Genomic DNA, 20,124 nt, shown 5'->3' on the forward strand with positions numbered 1-20,124 from the left:
GATCCGCGCGGGAACCGCTAAGCTCAGCCCCGCCACTGGTTCGCCAGGACGCAGCCGCGTCCCGGCGAGGCAACAGGGAACCCGGTGCGATTCCGGGACTGCCCCGCAGCGGTATGTGGGAACGAAAGCTGTCACCGCGAAATGCGGTAAAGCACTGGGCGCCCAGCCCGGGAAGCGACAGCCGGTAGGCACGAGCGATACGCCCACGAGTCCGAATACCTGCCACTGGCACGCACGCCGACGGCGTGCGTGAGTCCGGGCCTCGCGGGAAGGGCACCGACCGAAGCACGACTTCCGCGTGCCCGGACTCTTCCGGCGAGCACGTGAGGATGCATTGCTGTGACCACGATCGGCACTACCGTTCTGGGCTATCCGCGGATCGGCCCAGCGCGAGAACTCAAACGAGCACTCGAGTCCTACTGGTCAGGAAAAACCACCGAAGAAGACCTCCTGACCGCCGGACGGCAGCTGCGCGAGCAAACCTGGACAACCCTGCGAGACCAGGGCCTCGACTCAATCCCGTCCAGCACTTTCTCGCTCTACGACCAGGTCTTGGACACCGCCGCCCTCTTCGGCGCTCTGCCGGACCGCTTCACCCGGCTGGGCCTGTCGCCACTGGACACCTACTTCGCCGCCGCACGAGGAGTCCCGGACGCACCCGCCCTCGAAATGACGAAGTGGTTCGACACCAACTACCACTACCTGGTCCCGGAACTGGGCCCGAACTCCCGCTTCGCGCTCACCGGCACCGCCCCGATCGACGAAGTCCGCGAGGCAAAGGCACTAGGCATCACGCCACGCCCGGTACTCGTCGGACCGGTCACCTTCCTACTGCTGGCCAAGCCCACCGAACCCGGCTTCAACCCACTTGAACTGCTGGACGAACTACTTCCCGCCTACGCCGAACTTCTGGGCAAACTGGCCGACGAGGGCGTCGAATGGGTCCAGTTGGACGAACCAGCCTTCGCTGCCGACCGGACCACGCCGGAGTTCAACGCACTCACCCGCGCTTACCACTGGCTGGCCAAGGAAACCCATCGCCCGAAGCTGCTGGCAGCCGGATACTTCGGCGGCCTCGGCCGAGCACTGGGCGTCCTAGCCCGCTCCCCCATCGAAGCAATAGCCGTGGACCTGGCAACCGATGAGTCCTTTGTGGACAAAGTCGCAGCAGAAGGAGCACTGCGAGACAAGGAAGTCCTAGCCGGAGTAGTAGACGGCCGAAATGTCTGGCGCACCGACCCAGACGTCGCACTAGCCCACGCAGCGCAACTGCGAGACACCGCCGCACGCGTGAGCATCTCAACGTCCTGCTCGCTACTTCACGTCCCCTACGACGTGAACGCGGAAACAGACCTCGCCCCGCGCCTCAAGAACTGGCTGGCTTTCGCGAAGCAAAAGGTGGACGAGGTCGTCCTGCTAGGCCGAGCCCTAAGCGGAGAGAAGGCCGACCTCACTCCGGCCCGAGCCGCGGCCGCCGACCGGGCCGGAGCCGCCGAACTCAACGACGCCAACGTCCGTGCACGAGTCAACGCACTCCGCCCAGTAGACACCGTCCGCGCGCCGTATGCAGAACGCGCTGCGGCACAACAGAAATCCCTGAACCTGCCCCCACTACCGACCACCACAATCGGCTCCTTCCCGCAAACCAGCGAGGTCCGCCGAGCCCGAGCCGCACTCCGCGCGGGCGAACTCGACGACACCGCCTACCGCACCGCGATGCGCACCGAAATCGACCGCGTCGTACGGCTGCAGGAAGACCTGGGCCTAGACGTCCTGGTCCACGGCGAACCCGAGCGCAACGACATGGTCCAGTACTTCGCCGAACAACTGACCGGCTTCGCGGCGACCGCCCTCGGCTGGGTCCAGTCGTACGGATCCCGTTGCGTCCGCCCGCCAATCCTCTTCGGCGACGTCTCCCGGCCACGCCCGATGACCGTCGAATGGGCGCAGTACGCGCAAAGCCGCACCGACCGTCCGGTGAAGGGCATGCTGACCGGCCCGGTCACGATCCTGGCGTGGTCGTTCGTCCGTGACGACCAGCCCCTGGCCGCCACCGCACGCCAGGTCGCGCTGGCCGTCCGGGACGAGGTCGCGGATCTGGAGGCCGCCGGAATCCGCATCATTCAGGTCGACGAACCGGCATTGCGCGAGTTGCTGCCGCTGCACGCGGCGGACCGCGAGGCATATTTCGACTGGGCAGTGCCCGCGTTCCGGCTGGCCACCTCAGGCGTCGCGGACACGACGCAGATCCACACGCACATGTGCTACTCGGAATTCGGCGACGTGCTGCCCGCGATCGATGCCCTCGACGCCGACGTCACCAGCATCGAGGCCGCCCGCTCGAAGATGGAAGTACTCGCCGACCTCAACGAAGCGGGCTTCGGCCGCGGCGTCGGGCCCGGCGTGTACGACATCCACTCGCCGCGCGTGCCGGACCGGACCGAGATGACCGACCTGGTGCGCACGGCGCTCGGCGCGGTCCCGGCGGAACGGCTGTGGATCAATCCGGACTGCGGTCTCAAGACCCGCGGTTACGCCGAGGTCGAGCCGGCGCTGCGGCATCTGGTTGGCGCGGCCCGGGAACTGCGCGCCGAACCTCGCTGACGCGTCCCGGTGCCGGGCAGCGCGGCCCGCTGCCCGGCACCGGTCCGAGGATCACCCGAACGGCAGGCCCGCGAGGTATTGTCAATGCGTCAATAACGCGGGACCGTGGAGGCGGCCGATACCCTGACCGGGAGGTGGTCGCCATGGCGGACGTGACCGGAAAGACGAGGCTCCCGGCGGCAGGCGGCGCGCTCGGCAAGGTCGCCCACGCCGGGAGCGACGGCGTCACACGGCTGTCGGAGAACCTGCGCGGCCGAATGCCGCCGCTGACCGCGATCCCGTTGCCGCGCAAGTTCGACGAACGCTGGCTCGGCGCGCGCTGGCCGGTCCGCGAACTCGCGGCGCCCCCGGCGGGCAGCGGCCTGAAACCGGTGCTCGGCGACGACGGGCCGCCGCTGATCGGCCACACGCTCGACGGGATGCGGTTCGGCCTCGACTTCAGCCTGCACCGCTTCGAGCAGTTCGGCCCGGTGTCGTGGATGGGGGTGTTCGGCCAGCGGATCGTGACGCTGTCCGGAGCCGAGGCCACCCAGGCCGCGCTCGTGAACAAGGACAAGGCGTTTTCCCAGGAGGGCTGGAAGTTCTTCATCGAGCGCTTCTTCGAGCGCGGGCTCATGCTGCTCGATTTCGGCGAGCACCACCTGCACCGGCGGATCATGCAGGAGGCGTTCACGCGCGACCGGCTCCGCGGCTACGTCGCGCAGATGGGTCCGGCGCTGCGCGAAGGCGTCGCCGCGCTGCCGTCCGGCCGCCCCCAGCTGTACTGGGCGTTCAAACAGCTGACGCTCGACGTCGCGACGCAGGTTTTCATGGGCATGCGCTCCGCTTCCGACGCCGAGCGCATCAACCGCGCGTTCGTGGCCGCTGTGCGCGCCGGTACCGCCGTCGTGCGCTATCCGGTGCCTGGCGGCCGCTGGGCCGCGGGTTTGCGCGGCAGGCGGACGCTGGAGCGCTATTTCGGCGAGAACCTGGCGGCCAAGCGCGACACGGACGGCGACGACCTGTTCTCCGCGCTCTGCCACGCCGTTTCCGAGGACGGCGACCGGTTCAGCGACGCCGACATCGTCAACCACATGATCTTCCTGATGATGGCCGCGCACGACACGACCACCATCACCGCCAGCGCGATGGCCTACTACCTCGCGAAACACCCGGAATGGCAGGAGCGCGCCCGAGAGGAGTCGCTGCGCCTCGGCGACGACCTGCCGGACCTCGACGCGCTGGAGAGCCTCGAAACATTGGATCTGGTGATGAAGGAGGCGCTGCGGCTGCGCGCGCCGGTGCCGTCGCTGGCGCGGAAGACCACAAAGGACACTTCCGTCCTCGGCCATTACCTGCCGGAAGGCACGATGGTCGCGGTTTCGCCGACGCTGAACCACTACTCCCCCGAGCACTGGACCGATCCGCTGCGCTTCGACCCTGAGCGGTTCGGGCCGGACCGCCGCGAGGACAAGGCGCACCGGTTCGCGTGGATGCCGTTCGGCGGCGGCGCGCACAAGTGCATCGGGCTGCAGTTCGGCGGCCTGGAGGTGAAAGCGCTCATGCACGAGCTGCTGCGGGCGCACCGCTGGTCGGTGCCCGAGGACTACGTCGCGAAGTGGGACTACGTCTCGCTTCCGGTGCCCGCCGACGGACTGCCCGCCCGGTTGGCCTATCGTTGACGGCCGCCGAGCGGGACAGAAAGGTCGACAGCTGGAGACAAAACTGCAGTACAAGCCACCTTCGTGTACTCAAGGTGACTTGATGTCACCAGTTGTGTAGTGCCCATCACTCGTTCAGCCGGTAGACACCCTGTTTGGTCCGTGATGCCGTGGCATCACTTGCGGCCAACTCGTACCCAGTGTGGGTCTTCGGATCCTCCGCACCGGGTCTGAGCTGGTCTTTGTCCGCGTATGAAGAGGTGGAGTGTGCCGGAGCCTGGTGCCATGCCAGGGTTGGTCGACGTCGCGCGCAAGTACGCGGCGGCGCTGACCGACACCAACGGAGTAACGCTCCCTCCCGCCGAGGTGGAGCGGATCCTGCTCGACTTCGCCGGCGAGGTCGCCGCGCGTCCCGAGGACGCGGGCGCCACGCGGCGGTTCACCGCGCTCTTCTCCTCCGCGCCGCTCGGCATCGCGCTCACCGACCCGGCCGGGAACGTCGTCGAGGCGAACGGCGCGCTGGCCCGGTTGCTCGGCACGTCCGCGGCGGCGTTGCGGGACAAGCACATCGCGGATCTCGCCGCCGGCCCGCAGGACGCCACCCGGCTGCGCACCGCGCTCGAAGGCCTGCCGCTCACCGCCGACGCGCGCCGGACCGTGCAGAGCGTGCAGCTCGGCCACAGCCGCGACGGCGAACTGACCACGAACGTCACGCTCGCGTCGCTGCCCGGCGACCGGCCGGGCACGTACTTCCCGGTGTTCATGGCCGCCGATGACGACGACCTGCACCTGCTCGGCGAACGGCTGCGCCACCAGAACCTGCACGACCCGCTGACCGGGCTGCCCAACAGCGCCGCGTTCAACGCCCAGCTCGAACTCGCGCTCGGTTCGGGCGGCTCTTCCGAGATCGCCTTGCTGTACCTGGACATCGACGGGTTCAAGGTGATCAACGACGGGCTCGGCGCCGGCATGGGCGACCAGGTGCTGAAGGAGATCTCGCGGAAACTGAAGGCGGTGTTCGCCGGCAAGCACGAGGGCTACGTCGCGCGGCTGTCCGGCGACGGTTTCGCGGTGCTGCTGCGCGGCCCGGCGCTGACCGGGCAGGAGACGGTCCTGCTGGCCGACCGGGTACTGGAGGAACTCAGCGAGCCGGTGTACGTCGACGGGCACGGCATCGGCGTCAGCGCGAGCATCGGGATCGTCGTGCGCCCGGCGAACGAAGGCAGCCACGGCGACCTGCTGCGCGCGGCCGAACTGGCGCTGCACCGCGCCAAGGAAGCGGGCAAGGCGCAGTGGATGCTGTTCGACCCGCAGCTCGACGCACGGGACCGCAACCGCTACCAGCTCGGCGCGGTGATCGCCGGCGCGCTGGAGAACGGCGAGTTCTCGCTGATCTACCAGCCGACGGTCAAACTCGCGAAGCCGGACGAAATCGCCGCGGTGAACGCCGGACTGCTCTGGAGCCACCCCGAACGCGGCGAACTCGGGCCCGAGGAGTTCTACCCGCTCGCGCAGACCACCGGAATGACCGTGCCGCTCGGCAAATGGCTGCTGCAGGAATCGCTCGGCGCGACCGCGCGCTGGCGCGAACAGTACGGCCCCGCCGCGCCGGACGTGTGCATCCGCCTGCCGAAGCGCCTCGCCACCGACGAGGACCTGGTGCTGATGGTCAAGAACCAGCTCGACCGGCACCGCCTGCCCGCACGAGCGCTGCGGCTGTGCACCGACCGCGAGTCGATGTTCGACAGCGAGGGCGAACTGCTGGACTCGTTCAGCGTGCTCGCCGACCTCGGCGCCCAGCTCGTGCTCACCATCACCGGGTCGTCCGACCTGGAACTCATCCCGCGCTACCAGCTCCCGGTGAAACACGTGATCCTGAGCGGCCCGGTCGTCGACGCGCTAGTCGACCCGAACCCGGCGGAGACTGACGTGCGGCACCTGTCGCAACTGGTCACGCGGGCCAAGGAACTGGGGCTGCGCATCGGCGCGGAGGGCGTGCGCGACCATGGTCATGCCGCACGCCTGCGGGAACAGGGCGTGCTGGCGGCGCGGGGTTCGTTCGTGGCGGAGTCCGCGACGGGCGACGAGGTCGACGAAATGATCGCCCGGCACGCCAGCTGACCCCGGCGTTCGTGCGCCTATGCCGCCTGCCGGTTCGCCTCGCAACGCTTGAACAGGTAGTAGCCCACCACTTCGCCTTTGACCGCAACGTTCTGTCCGGACGACATGAACTTGTCACGGCTCTCCTGGCCCTGCTCGACGAAGACGAACGAACCGTTGACCAGGTCCCAGCCTTCGCGGCACACGGAGTTGAGCACGTCGACAGGGTCGCTCGTCCGCTGAGTCGTCGTGCCGCCGACCATCGCGACGATGACGGCCTTCTGGTTCATTACGTCGATAGAGAACTGGAAGACGCGGTCGCCCTTCCTGAATGCCGCCCGGGCGCGCCCGGCTGGGGACCGCTCGAACGCTTGCCTTTCCTTCTCCAGTTGCGCCTGGCGTTTGCGGTCCTCCGCCGCAAGGCGTGCCTGCTCCTTCGCCGCGGCTTCCGCGGCTGCCTCCTCGGGCGTCTTCTTCTTGAGCAGCGCCACAGTTTCCTCCGCAATCGACTTCAGTCCGCAGTTGACGTCCTCTCTTGTCGGTCTCAGCGGCTCAGAAGTTACGGACAGCTGATCTCTATCAGGCGACGGCCAGCACGCGCCCCGGAGGAACCGGGGCGAGCAGGGCTGGTGAGCAGGAGGTTCAGACGGTCTCGCGGTCGCTTGCCGAGGTCGCCGCGACGACGTGTCCGGCACCCAGGCAAGATGACATTGCCGACGACCGAAAGGTTCCCCCGATGCAGCCTGGCGACCTCGCCCCCGACTTCACCCTCCCCGATGACCAGGGCGTCGAACGCACCCTGTCCGCCCTGCTGGCCGACGGCCCGGTCGTGCTGTTCTTCTACCCGGCCGCGATGACGAGCGGCTGCACCGCCGAAAGCTGCCACTTCCGGGACCTCGCCGCGGAATTCGCCGAGGCGGGCGCGCAACGGGTCGGCATCAGCCCGGACGCGGTCGGCAAACAGCGCGAATTCTCCGCGAAGCACGGTTTCGACTATCCGCTGCTGTCCGATGTGGACGGCACGGTGGCGAAGCAGTTCGGCGTGTGGCGCAAAATCCTGCCGCTGCACACGAAACGCCAGACGTTCGTGATCGGCGAGGACCGGCGGGTGCTGGACGTGATCAAGAGCGAACTGAACTTCACGGCGCATGCGGATCGGGCGTTGAAAGTGCTGCGAGAGCGCGCGGACGCCTGACTACCCCAGCGAACGTACGTGAGGGGAACCCTCCGGGAATCTGGGTGGATTCGAGGGGTTGTTGCAACGCGGGTGGTTCAACTGGTTTCGGCGAGGAGTGTAGCGAGGCGTTCGGCTGGGGTGTCCCAGTTGAGTGTTTTGCGGGGTCGGCGGTTGAGTTGTGCGGCGACGGCGGCGAGGTGTTCGGGGGTGTGGACTGAGAGGTCGGTGCTTTTGGGGAAGTACTGGCGCAGCAGGCCGTTGGTGTTTTCGTTGCTGCCGCGTTGCCAGGGGCTGTGGGGGTCGCAGAAGTAGACGGGGATGCCGGTGGCGACGGTGAATTCGTGGTGGCGGCCCATTTCGCTGCCCTGGTCCCAGGTCAGGGATCGTCGCAGGTGCGCGGGCAGGGTCGCGGCGACGGCGGCGAGGGCGTCGCGGACGGCGTCGGCGCCGCGGCCGTCGGGCAGCGCGACGAGCAGGGTGTAGCGGGTGGAGCGGTCGACGAGGGTGGCGATGGCGGAAGCGTTGTCCTTGCCGATGATCAGGTCGCCTTCCCAGTGGCCGGGGACGGCGCGGTCGGCGGCTTCGGCGGGCCGGTCGCTGATCATGACCATGGGTTCGGCGAAGCGGGGCCGGCGTTGTTCGCCGCTGGCGCGGGGTTTGCGCATGGTGCGGCCGGTGCGCAGGGCGCGGGCCAGCTCGCGGCGCAGTTCGCCGCGGCCTTGGACGTAGAGGGCCTGGTAGATCGTTTCGTGGGTCACGTGCAGCTCCGGCCGGTCGGGGTGGTCGCGGCGCAGCCGGGCGGCGATCTGCTCCGGGCTGAATTTGTCGGTCAGCATCGCCTGCACCCGGTCCCGCAGTTCGGGGCAGGCCGCGATCTTGCCTGTTTTCGGTCGCGGGCGCCGTGCCCGGGCGAGGTCGTGGGCGGCGTGGGGCCGGTAGTCGCCGCAGGGGCGGGCGTTGCGGGCGATCTCCCGGCTGATCGTGGACGGGCTGCGGCCCAGCTCGGCCGCGATCGCCCGCCGCGAGCGGCCCGCCGCCAGCCCGTCCGCGATCGCGATCCGCTCGCCCGCGCTCAGGAACCGGCCCGAGTCCGGCCCGGGCCGCGCGGCCGGACGCGCGGTCGCGCCCGCCCGGCTCGGCCGCCCGTGCCGCCAATAGTGCCCGGTCCTGCGGTCGACCCCGACCCTGCGGCACGCCTCGACCGTGCCCACGCCCTCCGCCACAAGATCAAAATAGCGGCGGCGTTCCGCCGCCAGCCTCACCCGGCCCCGCGGAGCCCGACCACGCCCGACCACGACCACTGCAACCCCTGCACAACTCAGGCGTTGCAACCACCACTAGAACCCAAGCAGATTCCCTCAGGGTTCCCCTCACGGCTTTCGACAGAAGCCAACCGCAGACTCAAGCGGCCCGCTCAAGCCGCCACACCACATTCACCCCGCTGCAAGCCGACGGAAGCCGTCCCTCGGCCTTCTCCTCCCCCACTCGGGAAAACCCAAGCCGCTCCGGAACCGCGCCGCTGCGCACATTCTCCGAATCGTGCTTGATCAACACATACGCAGCATCCAACCGCCAAGCCAAAGACACCAGCAGAGCACTCGCCCGCGTCACATAACCTTTGCCAGTCTGGGACTTCGCGAGCCAGTACCCGATCTCCCACCCGTCGCCGCGACGCATCAGCCCGCAGCTGCCCGCCAGTTCGTCGTCCGGCGTGAAGATCGCGTAGTTGTACTCCTCGCCGCTCTCCCACTGCGCGGCCGCGCGGGCGAGGAACTCGTCTCCCTTGGCGGAGTCGTAACCGTCGATCGCCCAGGGCATCCAGGCGGCCAGGTGGTCCAGGGATCCCACGACGGTCTCCACCTGCGCGTCGCGATGGTCCGGGCGCCAGCGAACGAGGGTGATCACACCGTCGGCGAGAGTTTCCATGCGAGCCATCCTGACAGCAGAAACGGCGGCAGGCTCGCGAATCTCCGGAAGCCCGCCGCCGTCGCGCTGTGGCAGCCGTCAGTTCACCACGATGTCCTGCGGCACCTCGGTGTCGTTCTTCAGCGCGTCGAACAGCTGCGCCGACTTCTTCTTGTCCCAGTGCTGCGCCGAAGCGTCGGTGATCGGCATCGTCGTGGTCGTGACGCCGTCGGAGGAAATGCCGCGCATCGCGATCGCCAGGCCGACCAGGTTGTGCACGTGGTCGCCGGTGTCCATGGTCAGCGCGTCCGGCGCGGAGCCCAGCAGCGGGAAGAAGTCGAACGGGTTCAGCAGCGTCCCCGGGCTCGCCACCTGGCTCACCAGCGCGCCGATGAACTTCCGCTGGTTCGCGACCCGGTCGAGGTCCGAGCGCGGCGTCGCGGACGCGTGCCGCATCCGGACGAAGCCGAGCGCCGACCGGCCGTCGAGCTTCTGGCAGCCCGCCTTGATGTCGATGCCGGTCATCGGGTCGCTCATGTCCTTGTCGATGCACATGTCGACGCCGCCGATCGCGTCGACGATGTTCGCGAAGCCGCCGAAGCCGATCTCCGCGTAGTGGTCCATCCGCAGCCCGGTGGCCTGCTCGACCGTCTGGACCAGCAGTTTCGGCCCGCCGAGCGCGAACGCGGCGTTGATCTTGCTCGTGCCGTGGCCGGGGATCTTCACCTGCGAGTCGCGCGGCAGGCTCAGCAGCGTCGGCTTCGTCGAGTTGTCCGGGAGGTGCGCGATCATGATCGTGTCGGTGCGCTGCCCGCCCGCCTCGCCGGTGTCGCCGGTGGCCAGCCGCTCCTCGTCCTCCGCGGTCAGGCCCTGGCGGCTGTCCGAGCCGACGATCAGCCAGTTCGTGCCCGACGCGGCGGCCGGGCGCCCGGAGTAGTCGCCGATCGCGTCCACCCTGTTGATGGAGAACTCGAGATACGCCCAGATCGCGCCGACGAACAGCACGAACACGATCAGCAGCGTCATCAGGATCTTGCCGATGCTCCACCGGCGGCGACGGCGCGGCCGCGGCTGGCGGCCGCCGTGCTCCGGCGGGTCCTGCCTCGGCGGTCCGGGCGGCGGAGCGGGGGCCTCGCCGCGCGCGCCCATCGGCCGGGTGCGGGCGTCGTAGGGGCTCTGCCCTCTCCCCGGCAGCGGCAGCATCTGCGCCCGCTGCTGCTGCTGACGCGGGCGTGCGGGGGGCTGCGGTGGCCTGGGCGGCATCCGCCGCCTGCCGTCGTCGCCTCCGTACGTCATGGGCCTGTCTCCCCGATCCGGTGGGTGTGGCCGCGCAGGATCCTGCACGGTCCTCCTGCGGTGGACGTGCGGGACCCTACGCGGGTTGTTCCGGAAGGGGGAGGAGAGGTCAGCGCGGGTCGGCGAACCCGAACTGGTGGACCTTCAGGTGCCCCGCCCGGAACCCGGCCTCGGAGTAGGCGAGGTAGAACTCCCACATCCGCCGGAACACGTCGTCGAACCCGAAGCCGCGGATGTCGTCCCAGCGCTGCTGGAAGCGGTCCCGCCACAGCTTGAGCGTGCGGGCGTAGTCCTGGCCGAACTCGCGCATCCCGGCCAGCTTCAGCCGGGTGTTCTCGCGCATCCCGTCCTCGATCGCCTGCACCGACGGGATGATGCCGCCGGGGAAGACGTACTTGTGGATCCACGTGTAGGACTTGGCCGAGGCCTCCATCCGGTCGTGGTCCATGGTGATCGCCTGCAGGCCGAACTGCCCGCCGGGGCGAAGGCGCTTGCCGATCGTGGAGAAGAACGTGGGCCAGTAGGACGCGCCGACCGCCTCGATCATCTCCACGCTGACCACCGAGTCGTACTCGCCGGTGGCCTCGCGGTAGTCGCACAGCCGCACGTCGACGCGGTCGGACAGGCCCGCCTCGGCGATCCGCGCGTCGGCGAGCACCTTCTGCTCCTGCGAGATGGTCAGCGACGTGACCTTCGCGCCGCGCGAGGCCGCGCGGATGGACAACTCGCCCCATCCGGTGCCGATTTCCAGCACCTCGCTGCCTTTGCGCACGCCGGCGTAGTCGAGCACGCTGTCGAGCTTGCGGTGCTGCGCCTGGGTGAGCGTGTCCCCGGGCCCGAACAGCGCCGAGGAGTACATCATCGACTCGTCCAGGAACGCGCTGAACAGGTCGTTCGACAGGTCGTAGTGCCGGTGGATGTTCGACCGGGCGCCCTCGATCGTGTTCTCTTCCGCGGACGGCTGCATGCGCTCGGCGAACCGGCGGAACCGCTGCAGGAAGGGCGGCACGAGCGTGGCGAGCCGCTCGGCGAACGGCGTCAGCACGCCGGCCAGGTCTTCCGCGGTCCAGTCGCCGACCAGGTACGCCTCGCCGAAGCCGATCTTCGCGTCGGCTCCGAGCCGGTGGAAGAACGCCGCGGGCCGGTGGATGCGCATCTCCGGCGCGTCCGGGCCGCCCGCGCCGAGCACCGTGCCGTCCGGGAACGTCACCCGCACGTCCAGCGTTTTCACCGCGTGCCGGAAGAGCGCCTCGGCCGCGCGCGCCCGCAGCGGCGAATGCGGCGGCGTGGCGAGACCGGGCCATCGGGATTCGTCGGGCACCGGCTGCGAGACCGCTGAGACCACTGTCGGATCGACTCGTGACGTGGACAAGACACTCCCTCCGAACGGGCTTTTCGAGCCCTTCCCCATGATATTCCCGCTTCGTCCCCGTCGCCCTCGCGACCGGGCCGCACCCTCCGGTTACCCCGGAATGCGCAGCCGGTCGCCGGAGGGGCGGGACCAGGCCTGACGAAGAGTCTCGTCCGTCTCGCCCACTCCGATCCGGTCCAGTGTGAAAGCACACATGAGCCGGGTCCAGACCGCGGGACGGCGGATCATCGAATGGCCCTCGCCGGCGATCTCGAACCGCGCGACCAGGTCGGTGACCTCGCGGGCGCGCGCGGCGAAGGCATAGGACTCGGCCGGCGAGGTCATCCGGTCGCGGGTGCCGTGCGCGATCAGCACCGCGCGGCCCGCGACGGCGTCCACCGGCTCGCCTTGCGGCGTCCACGGAGCCATCGCGCACACCCCGGTCACCGCGGGATCGTCGGCGACGCGCAGCGCGACGCGGCCGCCCATGGAATGCCCGACGAGGACGACCGGGAGCCCAGGATGGTCGGCGCGGATCTGTTCAAGGGCCCAGCGCGCGTCCGGCACCGGGCTTTCCGTCCGCCCGTTCCAGCCGTACAGCCGGTTCCGCATGAGCCGGACTTCCAGCCCGTGCCGCTTTCCGGCACGGTGCAGCGAGCGGGCCAGCGGAACCATCCGCTGGTACGCCAGCCGCCACGGCTGGACGGCCGCGGTGCTGCGTTCGGCCCCGCCGTGCAACACGAGCGCCACCGCGCGGGTCTGCCCGGGGGCCCGCCACACCCGCACAGCCGGATCCGTCCGGCCGTTCCGCCGTTTCCCGTTCACCGGCACCCCCGTTTCGATCAACTCCACGGTAATCCACCACGAAGCGTGTCCACCCGATAGATTCGGTGCCCGGACCCGCGAGGAAGGGCAGGTGTGGTGAGCGCCACGGATCTCGTGAAGAACACTTCGGACCAGCTTGCGGCGGCCGCGGAGGCCAACGCCGCGCAAGTGTCCGCCGCCGCCGACCTGCTGCTGGGGGTGATCCGGGCCGACGCGCTGGTCTTCACCGCGGGCGCCGGGCACTCGCTCGCGGCGGTCGCCGAGACGTTCTACCGCGCGGGCGGGCTCGCCTGCGTGTATCCCGTGTACCACCCGGAACTGCTGCCGCTGCACGGCGCGCAGCAGAGCACGCGCACCGAGCGCCGTTCCGGGCTCGCCGAAGAGGTCCTGGCCGAACGCGCACCGGGACCGGACGACGTGCTAGTCGTGTTCTCCACGTCCGGCGTGAATCCGTACCCGGTCGAACTGGCCGCAGGCGCACGCCGCCGCGGCGCCTCGGTGATCGCCGTGACGTCGCGGGCCTGCGTGGCCGCCGCACCGCGCCGGTCCGCCACGACGCTGGTCGAGGAAGGCACCGTGGTGCTGGATTCGCTGGTAATTCCCGGCGATGCCAGCTATCCCGCCTCCGCGCCGCGCACCGGTCCACTGTCCACTGTGGTCAATGCGTTTCTGTGGAACCTGATTCTGGCCGAGGTTTACGACCGCGGCACCGCCGAGGGGCTCGACGTGCCGTTGTGGCGCAGCTCCAATGTGGAGGGTGGGGACGCGGCGAACGCGGCTCTGCTGGCCAAGTACGAACCCCGGGTGCCCGCTCTGCGCTGACCCGCGCGCCCGGCCGACGAGACCCGCCGGGCGATTCCTCTCCGCTGAGGGCCGTGAAGGGCTCCTTGAGGGAATCAGATTCCCTCAAGGAGCCCTTCACGGACCTTGCCAACGGCCGGGGGCATTCGGGTCAGGCAGCAGCGGGTTCCTCCGCGAACTGCGTGTGGTACAGCTCCGCGTACCGCCCCTCGGCAGCCAGCAGTTCGTCGTGCGTGCCGCGTTCCACGATGTTCCCGTTTTCCACCACCAGGATCAGATCCGCCGCCCGCACGGTCGACAGCCGGTGCGCGATCACCAGCGACGTCCGGCCTTCCAGCGCGCCGGTGAGCGCTTCGCCCACCGCGGCCTCGGATTCCGAGTCCAGGTGCGCGGTCGCCTCGTCCAGCACCACGACCTTCGGCTGCGCCAGCAGCAAGCGCGCGATGGTCAGCCGCTGACGTTCGCCGCCGGAGAGGCGGTAGCCGCGTTCGCCGACGGTCGTGTCCAGTCCGTCCGGCAGCGAATGCACCAGATCGCCCAGCCGCGCCTTTTCGAGCGCGGCCCAGATCTCGTCGTCCGCGACGCCAGGGCGCGCGTAGCTCAGGTTGGCCCGGATCGTGTCGTGGAACAGGTGCCCGTCCTGGGTCACCACGCCGACGGTTTCGCGCAGCGAAGCGAAACTCAGGTCCTTGACGTCCACATCGGACAGCCGGACCGAACCGGCGTCCACGTCGTACAGCCGCGGCAGCAGCGAAGCGATCGTCGACTTGCCCGCACCGGACGAACCGACCAGCGCGACCATCTGCCCGGCTTCGGCGCGGAAGCTGATGCCGTGCAGCACCTCTTCGCCGCCCCTGCTGTCCAAAGTGGCCACGTCCTCCAGCGAGGCGAGCGAGAACTTGTCCGCCGCCGGGTACCCGAACTTCACGTCGGAGAACTCGACCGAAACCCCGCCCTCGGGCAGCTTCTTCGGCTCCGCCGGTTCCTTGATCATCGGTTCCAGGTCCAGCACCTCGAAGACCCGCTCGAACGACACCAGCGCGGTCATCACGTCCACACGCACGTTCGCGAGCGCGGTCAGCGGCGTGTACAGCCGGGTCAGCAGCAGCGCCAGCGCGACCACGGTGCCCGGTTCGAGCTTGCCGGTGAGCGCCAGGTAGCCGCCGAGTCCGTAGACGAGCGCCTGCGCGAGCGCGGACACGAGCGTCAGGCTGGTCATGAACCAGCGCGTCAGCATCGCGGTGCGGACGCCGATGTCGCGGACCCGTCCGGCGCGGAGGCCGAAGTCGGCGACCTCCTGGCGCGGCCGTCCGAAGAGCTTCACCAGCGTGGCGCCCGGCGCGGAGAACCGTTCGGTCATCTGCGTGGTCATCCCGGCGTTGAGCTGCGCGGCCTCGCGCTGCAACCCGGCCATGCGGCGGCCAAGCCGGCGGGCGGGCAGCACGAAAATCGGCAACAGGACCAGGGCGACGAGCGTGACCTGCCACGAAAGCGACACCATCACCACCAGCGACAGCACCAGCTGGATCACATTGGTGACCAAACCGGACAAAGTCGCCGTGAACGTGCGCTGCGCGCCGATCACGTCGTTGTTGAGCCTGCTGACCAGCGCACCGGTGCGGGTGCGGGTGAAGAACGCGATCGGCAGCTTCTGCACGTGCTCGAACACCGCCACGCGCAGGTCGTAGATGATGCCCTCGCCGATCCGCGACGACTGCCAGCGTTCCGCGAGACCGAACCCGGCGTCGAGGATCGCGAGCGTCGCGATCACCACCGACAGCCAGATGACCACGTTCAGCTCGTGCCCGCCCACGATCGCGTCGACGACCTTGCCCGCGAGCACCGGGGTCGTCACGGCGAGCACCGCCGAGATCACGGTGAGCACCAGGAAGGCCAGCAGCCGCTTCCAGTGCGGCCGGGCGAACCGCGCGACCCGGCGGACCGTGCCTCGGGTCAGCGCTTTCGGCGCGTCGCCCGCCCGCATCGCGGAGCTCAGCAGCGCCCAGGTGTTGTCCATCGGAGTGTCCCCCAGCTCGTGAAAACCTCTAGATTAGTTGAACTTTTTTCCGGAGATGCCCTGCACAACACCGGGATGCCCGGCATTCTTCCCGATGTCCGCGAAGGACTTCCCAGGGACTCGGATTCCGATCACGGACCTCGGGCCGGCGCGGGCCACGGGCGGTGGGATCCGGTGCCGCCCGGCTCGGTAGCCTGGCGTTTCGGGGTCGGCGAGCCGGGGAGGAAACGCGGGTGCAACTGCTGATGGCCCCTGCGCGTGCCGGGGAAGCCCATCCCGTGCGCGTCGCCGCCTGGGATCTCGTCTTCTATCTCGGCTGCTTCGCCTTCGCGCTCGGCACCGCGCTCGCTTCGGAGTTCTACGGCTATCGGATCTGGGGCAATTTCGCCGTCGCCGGATACGGATTGGCCGCCGCGCACAGCGCCTGGCTGACGATTTCCGCGCGCCGCGGAATGCAAACTAACGGCAAATTCGGGTCGCGCTGGATCGGTATCGGCGCGGTTGTCGTGCTCGCGATGTGCGCGCCGCTGGTGACGCTCGTGATCCGGCGGCTGACCGGAACGGACTGGCTGATCACCCCGTTCTCCTGGGCCGCGCAGCCGGAGGTGTGGGTGATCGAACGCAGCGCGGACCTGTTGCTGCGGAACGGAACCCCGTACATCGACATCACCGCGCTCCACCGCGCACCGGAAGTGAACGACTACACGCCGTACGGCCCGGTGATGACCGTTTTCGGGTTGCCGCGCGCGTTGTTCGGCGGCAGCCCGGTCCTCAATGCACTGACCGACGCGCGGTGGATGTTCGCGCTGGCCGCGGTGCTCTGCGCGTACGCGTCCTGGCGGCTGCTGAACCGGCCCCGGATCCCGGTTTTCGCCGCACAGTTCGCGATCGCCTGTCCGCTGACCGCGCTGACCTGGGCGGTGGCCGGACCGGACCTCGCGATCGTGGGCCTGCTCGTGCTGACGTTCGCCCTCGCCGCTTCGGGGCGTCCAGGATGGACCGGGTTCGTGCTGGCGCTGGTGATCAGCGCGAAACTCATCGTCGCGCCCGCCGCCGGGGTGCTCGCGGTCTTCGTTTGGCAGCGGGCTCGCGGTGAAAATCCTTGGGCGGCAACAGGTCGCTTCGCGGGCGCGCTGGCCGCGGCGACGATCGCGCTGCATCTGCCGGTGTATCTGGCGAACCCGGCGGCGTTCACCGAGCACGTGATCCGCTTCCCGCTCGGCATGGGCGCGGTCCGCTCCCCCGCGGCGAGCCCGCTGCCCGGGCATCTGATCGCGCAGGCCGGACCGGCCGGCACCGTGATTTCCCTGGTACTGGTGGGTGTCGCGGCGGTGGCGATGCTGATCTGGCTGGCGCGCCGGCCCCCCGCGACGGGATCCGCTGCACTGACGCGAACCGCCGTCGGACTCGGCGCGTTGATCCTGCTTACTCCGGCCACCCGGTACGGCTACCTCGTGTACCCGCTGGTACTCCTCGGCGCCGCGCTGACCTTCCGGACGACCTCTCCGACCGTGCGCCCCCCGCGCAGCGGCCGCGCTGACGCTACTTCTTCTTGACTCGCGTGGCCCCGCCGCGCCCCCGCAGCTGGACCCCGGACTCCGACAGCACCCGGTGGACGAACCCGTAGGACCGTCCGGTGGATTCGGCCAGAGCCCGGATGCTCGAGCCCTTCTCGTATTTCTTCTTCAGGTCAGCGGCCAGCTTGTCGCGCGTGTTGCCGGTGATCCGCGCGCCTTTCTTGAGATCAGCCACGTCGATCGCCTTCCCGCCGAGTGGTTGTTCCGGGCCATTCACGGCCCCTGCCGGGGCAATGATCGAACACTACGCGCCGGATTGCCAGACGACAGCCGTAAAACGATCGAAACCGCGATCACATTGGGCCATTCCAGTGCTTTGCCCGACACGGTCAGCACCCGAACGGACGCACTCGGTCAGGCAAGCTGGACAAGTTCCAGATAATCCGCCGACCAGTGGTCCTCGGTTCCGTCCGGAAGCAGGATCACGCGCTCGGGTTCGAGTGCCTCGACCGCGCCCGGGTCGTGCGTCACCAGCACGACCGCGCCGGCGAAGCTGCGCAGCGCGTCGAGAACCTGTGCGCGGCTGGCCGGGTCCAGGTTGTTCGTCGGTTCGTCGAGCAGCAGCACATTGGCTTGGCTGGACACGAGTCCAGCGAGCGCGAGCCGGGTCTTCTCGCCGCCGGACAGGGTTCCGGCGGGCTGGTCGAGCTGTTCGCCGGTGAACAGGAACGAGCCGAGCAGGTTCCGCAGCTCCTGCGCGCCGGTGTCCGGTGCGAGATGGCGGATGTTTTCCCACACCGACGCGTCGTGGTCGAGCGTTTCGTGTTCCTGTGCGTAATAGCCCAAACGCAATCCGTGACCCGGTTCGACGGATCCGGTGTCCGGGGTTTCCATTCCGCCGAGCAGCCGGAGCAATGTCGTCTTTCCGGCGCCGTTCAATCCGAGCACGACGACCTTCGAGCCGCGGTCGATCGCCAGATCGACGCCGGTGAAGATCTCGAGCGAACCGTACGACTTGGACAGCCCGTCGGCGGTCAGCGGCGTGCGCCCGCACGAGGCCGGGTCCGGGAACTTGATCCGGGCGACCTTGTCCGCCTGGCGCGTCTCGTCGAGCGAGGACAGCATCTGCTCCGCACGCCGGGCCATGTTCTTGGCCGCGACGGCCTTGGTCGCCTTCGCGCCGAGCTTCGCGGCCTGCGCCTGCAGCGCGGACGCCTTCTTCTCGGCGTTCGCGCGCTCGCGGCGGCGGCGCTTCTCGTCGGTGGCGCGCGCGTCGAGGTAGCGCTGCCAGCTCATGTTGTAGATGTCGATCTCGCCGCGCGTCGCGTCGAGGAACCAGACCTTGTTCACGACGTCGCCGAGCAGTTCGACGTCGTGGCTGATCACCACGAGCCCGCCGTCGTGCTGCTTGAGGAAGCCGCGCAGCCAGTTGATCGAGTCGGCGTCGAGGTGGTTGGTCGGCTCGTCCAGCAGCAGGATCGTCTCGGACTTGCCGCCCGCGCCCGCCTCGGCGGCGGCGAACAGGATCCGCGCCAGCTCGACGCGGCGGCGCTGACCGCCCGACAGCGTGCTGAGCGTCTGGGACAGGATGCGGTCGGCGAGGCCGAGGTTCGAGCAGATTCGCGCCGCCTCGCTCTCCGCGGCGTACCCGCCGAGCGAGGAGAACCGCTCTTCGAGCCGCGCGTAGCGGTTGATCGCCTTGTCCCGCTGCTTGTCGTCGACCAGCTCGGACATCGAGGTCTGCGCTTTTTCCATGTCGCGCAGCAGGGTGTCGAGCCCGCGCGCGGACAGCACGCGGTCCTTCGCGGTGACCGACAGGTCGCCCTCGCGCGGGTCCTGCGGCAGATAGCCGAGTTCGCCGCTGCGCCGGACGTCGCCGGCGTGCGGTTCGCCCTCGCCCGCGAGGACCTTCAGCGAGGTGGTCTTGCCCGCGCCGTTGCGGCCGACGAGGCCGATGCGGTCGCCGGACTGGATGCGGAGGGTGGCGCCGTCGAGCAGGATGCGCGAACCGGCGCGCAGCTCAAGGCCAGTGGCCGTGATCAAGAGAACTCCCGGATACGGGGGCGGTCAGGTGGACGTGCTGGAGCGCCCCGGCACCGCGTGCGATGCGGGGCGGGCGGCTACTCTCTCTGGATCCGCACCAATGCCCTGTTGACCACGAACCCAGTGTACGGGTCGGCGTCGAACGGTTTTCGCGGCCGTGTCCGGATTCACTCGGGTCCCGGTGTTCGATCCCTCACCACCAGGTGGACGGCACGCGCTCGCTGTGCCGCTTCGGCCAGCACCGCATAGCCGGGCTCGGGAATCTCCAGCACTCGCGGCTCCGCCCGGTCGAACAACTCGGCGAGCCGTCGGTCGGAGCGCAGTCCGTCGAGCGCGCGACGGTCTCCGCCGAGCACCACAGCGTCCACTTCGGACAGTCGAGGCAGTAGAACCTCGTACGCGTCCTGGGCGGCTGAGCGGAGCGCGGCCCGCGTCTGGCCTTCGCGGCGGCGGGCGAAGCGTTGCTGCGACCAGCCGCCCGCCGCGGTTCGGCCTTGCACGTGGTGGCGATCGGTTCGGGAGAGGACTACGCGGCCGTCGTAGGCGAGTCCGAGGGAGTGTCCGCCTTTCCGGACCAGCAGCAGCGCGATCAGTCGCGGTGTCTGCACGTGGCGGAGCAACGGTTCGACGGCCAGCCCGGGGTACTCGCCTTGCTCGCTCAACGGTCCAAACGGGACAGTCGCGGTAGCTGTGGTGCCGTTCTCGGCGGTGACTTGCACATGCGTCGCGGCGAGAACGGTCGTACGCACGTCGTGGTTACGTTCGGCGAAGCGCGCGAACCAGCCGTCGAGCCGTTCGGGCGGGACTTCCACCGCCCGTCCGCCGCCTGCGACCTGCCGTGCCATGCC

Annotated in this window: 16 protein-coding genes, 1 pseudogene and 1 riboswitch; of the genes and pseudogenes, 6 read left to right on the forward strand and 11 right to left on the reverse strand. The window is 69.3% G+C overall.

The window, feature by feature from the left end; translation table 11 throughout:
• Positions 1–19: 19 nt before the first annotated feature.
• A riboswitch (cobalamin riboswitch) is annotated at positions 20–241 on the forward strand.
• A 98-nt stretch (positions 242–339) separates the two neighbouring features.
• The 3 genes from metE (at position 340) to DMP23_RS03065 (ending at position 6,365) form a co-directional block, all read left to right on the forward strand.
• On the forward strand, positions 340–2,604 hold the full coding sequence (metE, locus tag DMP23_RS03055) for a 5-methyltetrahydropteroyltriglutamate--homocysteine S-methyltransferase (protein WP_337820110.1): 2,265 nt from the start codon (positions 340–342) through the stop codon (positions 2,602–2,604).
• Between the two features lie 257 nt (positions 2,605–2,861).
• Positions 2,862–4,265 (forward strand): cytochrome P450, encoded by a 1,404-nt coding sequence (locus tag DMP23_RS03060; protein ID WP_337824348.1) that lies wholly within the window; start codon positions 2,862–2,864, stop codon positions 4,263–4,265.
• A gap of 264 nt (positions 4,266–4,529) precedes the next feature.
• Positions 4,530–6,365, forward strand: coding sequence for a diguanylate cyclase domain-containing protein (locus tag DMP23_RS03065; RefSeq protein ID WP_337820111.1), 1,836 nt, complete (start codon positions 4,530–4,532; stop codon positions 6,363–6,365).
• Between the two features lie 17 nt (positions 6,366–6,382).
• Here DMP23_RS03065 and DMP23_RS03070 read toward each other — a convergent pair whose 3' ends face one another.
• Entirely contained in the window at positions 6,383–6,835 is a 453-nt protein-coding gene (locus tag DMP23_RS03070; RefSeq protein WP_337820112.1) for a hypothetical protein, read from the reverse strand.
• Between the two features lie 245 nt (positions 6,836–7,080).
• Here DMP23_RS03070 and DMP23_RS03075 point away from each other — a divergent pair, with 245 nt between their 5' ends.
• Positions 7,081–7,539, forward strand: coding sequence for a peroxiredoxin (locus DMP23_RS03075; protein ID WP_037814731.1), 459 nt, complete (start codon positions 7,081–7,083; stop codon positions 7,537–7,539).
• Positions 7,540–7,616: 77 nt separating this feature from the next.
• Here the strand turns inward: DMP23_RS03075 and DMP23_RS03080 are convergent, their stop codons facing one another.
• The 5 genes from DMP23_RS03080 to DMP23_RS03100 form a co-directional block, all read right to left on the reverse strand.
• On the reverse strand, positions 7,617–8,777 hold the full coding sequence (locus tag DMP23_RS03080; RefSeq protein WP_443111328.1) for an IS30 family transposase: 1,161 nt from the start codon (positions 8,775–8,777) through the stop codon (positions 7,617–7,619).
• A 145-nt stretch (positions 8,778–8,922) separates the two neighbouring features.
• Positions 8,923–9,447 (reverse strand): GNAT family N-acetyltransferase, encoded by a 525-nt coding sequence (locus tag DMP23_RS03085; RefSeq protein WP_337820114.1) that lies wholly within the window; start codon positions 9,445–9,447, stop codon positions 8,923–8,925.
• 78 nt (positions 9,448–9,525) lie between these two features.
• Complete coding sequence (locus tag DMP23_RS03090; RefSeq protein WP_043833270.1) at positions 9,526–10,722, reverse strand: LCP family protein; 1,197 nt, start codon at positions 10,720–10,722, stop codon at positions 9,526–9,528.
• 109 nt (positions 10,723–10,831) lie between these two features.
• Positions 10,832–12,094 (reverse strand): cyclopropane-fatty-acyl-phospholipid synthase family protein, encoded by a 1,263-nt coding sequence (locus DMP23_RS03095; RefSeq protein WP_337820115.1) that lies wholly within the window; start codon positions 12,092–12,094, stop codon positions 10,832–10,834.
• Between the two features lie 90 nt (positions 12,095–12,184).
• The gene (locus tag DMP23_RS03100; protein ID WP_235146761.1) at positions 12,185–12,925 is read right to left on the reverse strand and encodes an alpha/beta hydrolase; all 741 of its coding nucleotides are present in this window, start codon (positions 12,923–12,925) and stop codon (positions 12,185–12,187) included.
• 66 nt (positions 12,926–12,991) lie between these two features.
• On the opposite strand from DMP23_RS03100, the gene DMP23_RS03105 reads away from it, so the two are divergent.
• The gene (locus tag DMP23_RS03105; protein WP_337820116.1) at positions 12,992–13,720 is read left to right on the forward strand and encodes an SIS domain-containing protein; all 729 of its coding nucleotides are present in this window, start codon (positions 12,992–12,994) and stop codon (positions 13,718–13,720) included.
• A gap of 130 nt (positions 13,721–13,850) precedes the next feature.
• On the opposite strand, the gene DMP23_RS03110 is transcribed toward DMP23_RS03105, so the two are convergent.
• Entirely contained in the window at positions 13,851–15,716 is a 1,866-nt protein-coding gene (locus tag DMP23_RS03110) for an ABC transporter ATP-binding protein (protein WP_337820117.1), read from the reverse strand.
• Positions 15,717–15,961: 245 nt separating this feature from the next.
• On the opposite strand from DMP23_RS03110, the gene DMP23_RS03115 reads away from it, so the two are divergent.
• Complete coding sequence (locus tag DMP23_RS03115; protein ID WP_337824349.1) at positions 15,962–17,272, forward strand: glycosyltransferase 87 family protein; 1,311 nt, start codon at positions 15,962–15,964, stop codon at positions 17,270–17,272.
• Here the strand turns inward: DMP23_RS03115 and DMP23_RS03120 are convergent.
• The 4 genes and pseudogenes from DMP23_RS03120 to DMP23_RS03130 all read right to left on the reverse strand — a co-directional run bounded on the left by DMP23_RS03120 (position 17,259) and on the right by DMP23_RS03130 (position 20,121).
• Positions 17,259–17,468: a helix-turn-helix domain-containing protein gene (locus tag DMP23_RS03120; protein WP_003071237.1), complete on the reverse strand. Its 210-nt coding sequence runs from the start codon at positions 17,466–17,468 to the stop codon at positions 17,259–17,261. The two genes, DMP23_RS03115 and DMP23_RS03120, sit on opposite strands and share 14 nt — an antisense overlap.
• A 179-nt stretch (positions 17,469–17,647) precedes the next feature.
• Positions 17,648–18,622, reverse strand: a complete 975-nt coding sequence (locus DMP23_RS47965; protein ID WP_370334306.1) for an ABC-F family ATP-binding cassette domain-containing protein — start codon at positions 18,620–18,622, stop codon at positions 17,648–17,650.
• A gap of 75 nt (positions 18,623–18,697) precedes the next feature.
• Positions 18,698–19,285: pseudogene (locus DMP23_RS47970) on the reverse strand (ATP-binding cassette domain-containing protein); the annotation flags it as partial.
• A 158-nt stretch (positions 19,286–19,443) separates the two neighbouring features.
• Positions 19,444–20,121, reverse strand: a complete 678-nt coding sequence (locus tag DMP23_RS03130; RefSeq protein ID WP_337820118.1) for an acVLRF1 family peptidyl-tRNA hydrolase — start codon at positions 20,119–20,121, stop codon at positions 19,444–19,446.
• Positions 20,122–20,124: the final 3 nt, after the last annotated feature.

This window comes from Amycolatopsis sp. A1MSW2902 (assembly GCF_017312175.1).
Classification (GTDB): domain Bacteria; phylum Actinomycetota; class Actinomycetes; order Mycobacteriales; family Pseudonocardiaceae; genus Amycolatopsis; species Amycolatopsis nivea.

Bases quoted from the DNA above. Each gene is read 5' to 3' on its own strand.
- DMP23_RS03060 (WP_337824348.1), top strand. From the start codon at position 2,862: ATGCCGCCGCTGACCGCGATCCCGTTGCCGCGCAAGTTCGACGAACGC.
- DMP23_RS03065 (WP_337820111.1), top strand. From the start codon at position 4,530: ATGCCAGGGTTGGTCGACGTCGCGCGCAAGTACGCGGCGGCGCTGACC.
- DMP23_RS03075 (WP_037814731.1), top strand. From the start codon at position 7,081: ATGCAGCCTGGCGACCTCGCCCCCGACTTCACCCTCCCCGATGACCAG.
- DMP23_RS03085 (WP_337820114.1), bottom strand. From the start codon at position 9,447: ATGGAAACTCTCGCCGACGGTGTGATCACCCTCGTTCGCTGGCGCCCG.
- DMP23_RS03090 (WP_043833270.1), bottom strand. From the start codon at position 10,722: ATGACGTACGGAGGCGACGACGGCAGGCGGCGGATGCCGCCCAGGCCA.
- DMP23_RS03110 (WP_337820117.1), bottom strand. From the start codon at position 15,716: ATGGACAACACCTGGGCGCTGCTGAGCTCCGCGATGCGGGCGGGCGAC.
- DMP23_RS03115 (WP_337824349.1), top strand. From the start codon at position 15,962: ATGGCCCCTGCGCGTGCCGGGGAAGCCCATCCCGTGCGCGTCGCCGCC.
- DMP23_RS03130 (WP_337820118.1), bottom strand. From the start codon at position 20,121: ATGGCACGGCAGGTCGCAGGCGGCGGACGGGCGGTGGAAGTCCCGCCC.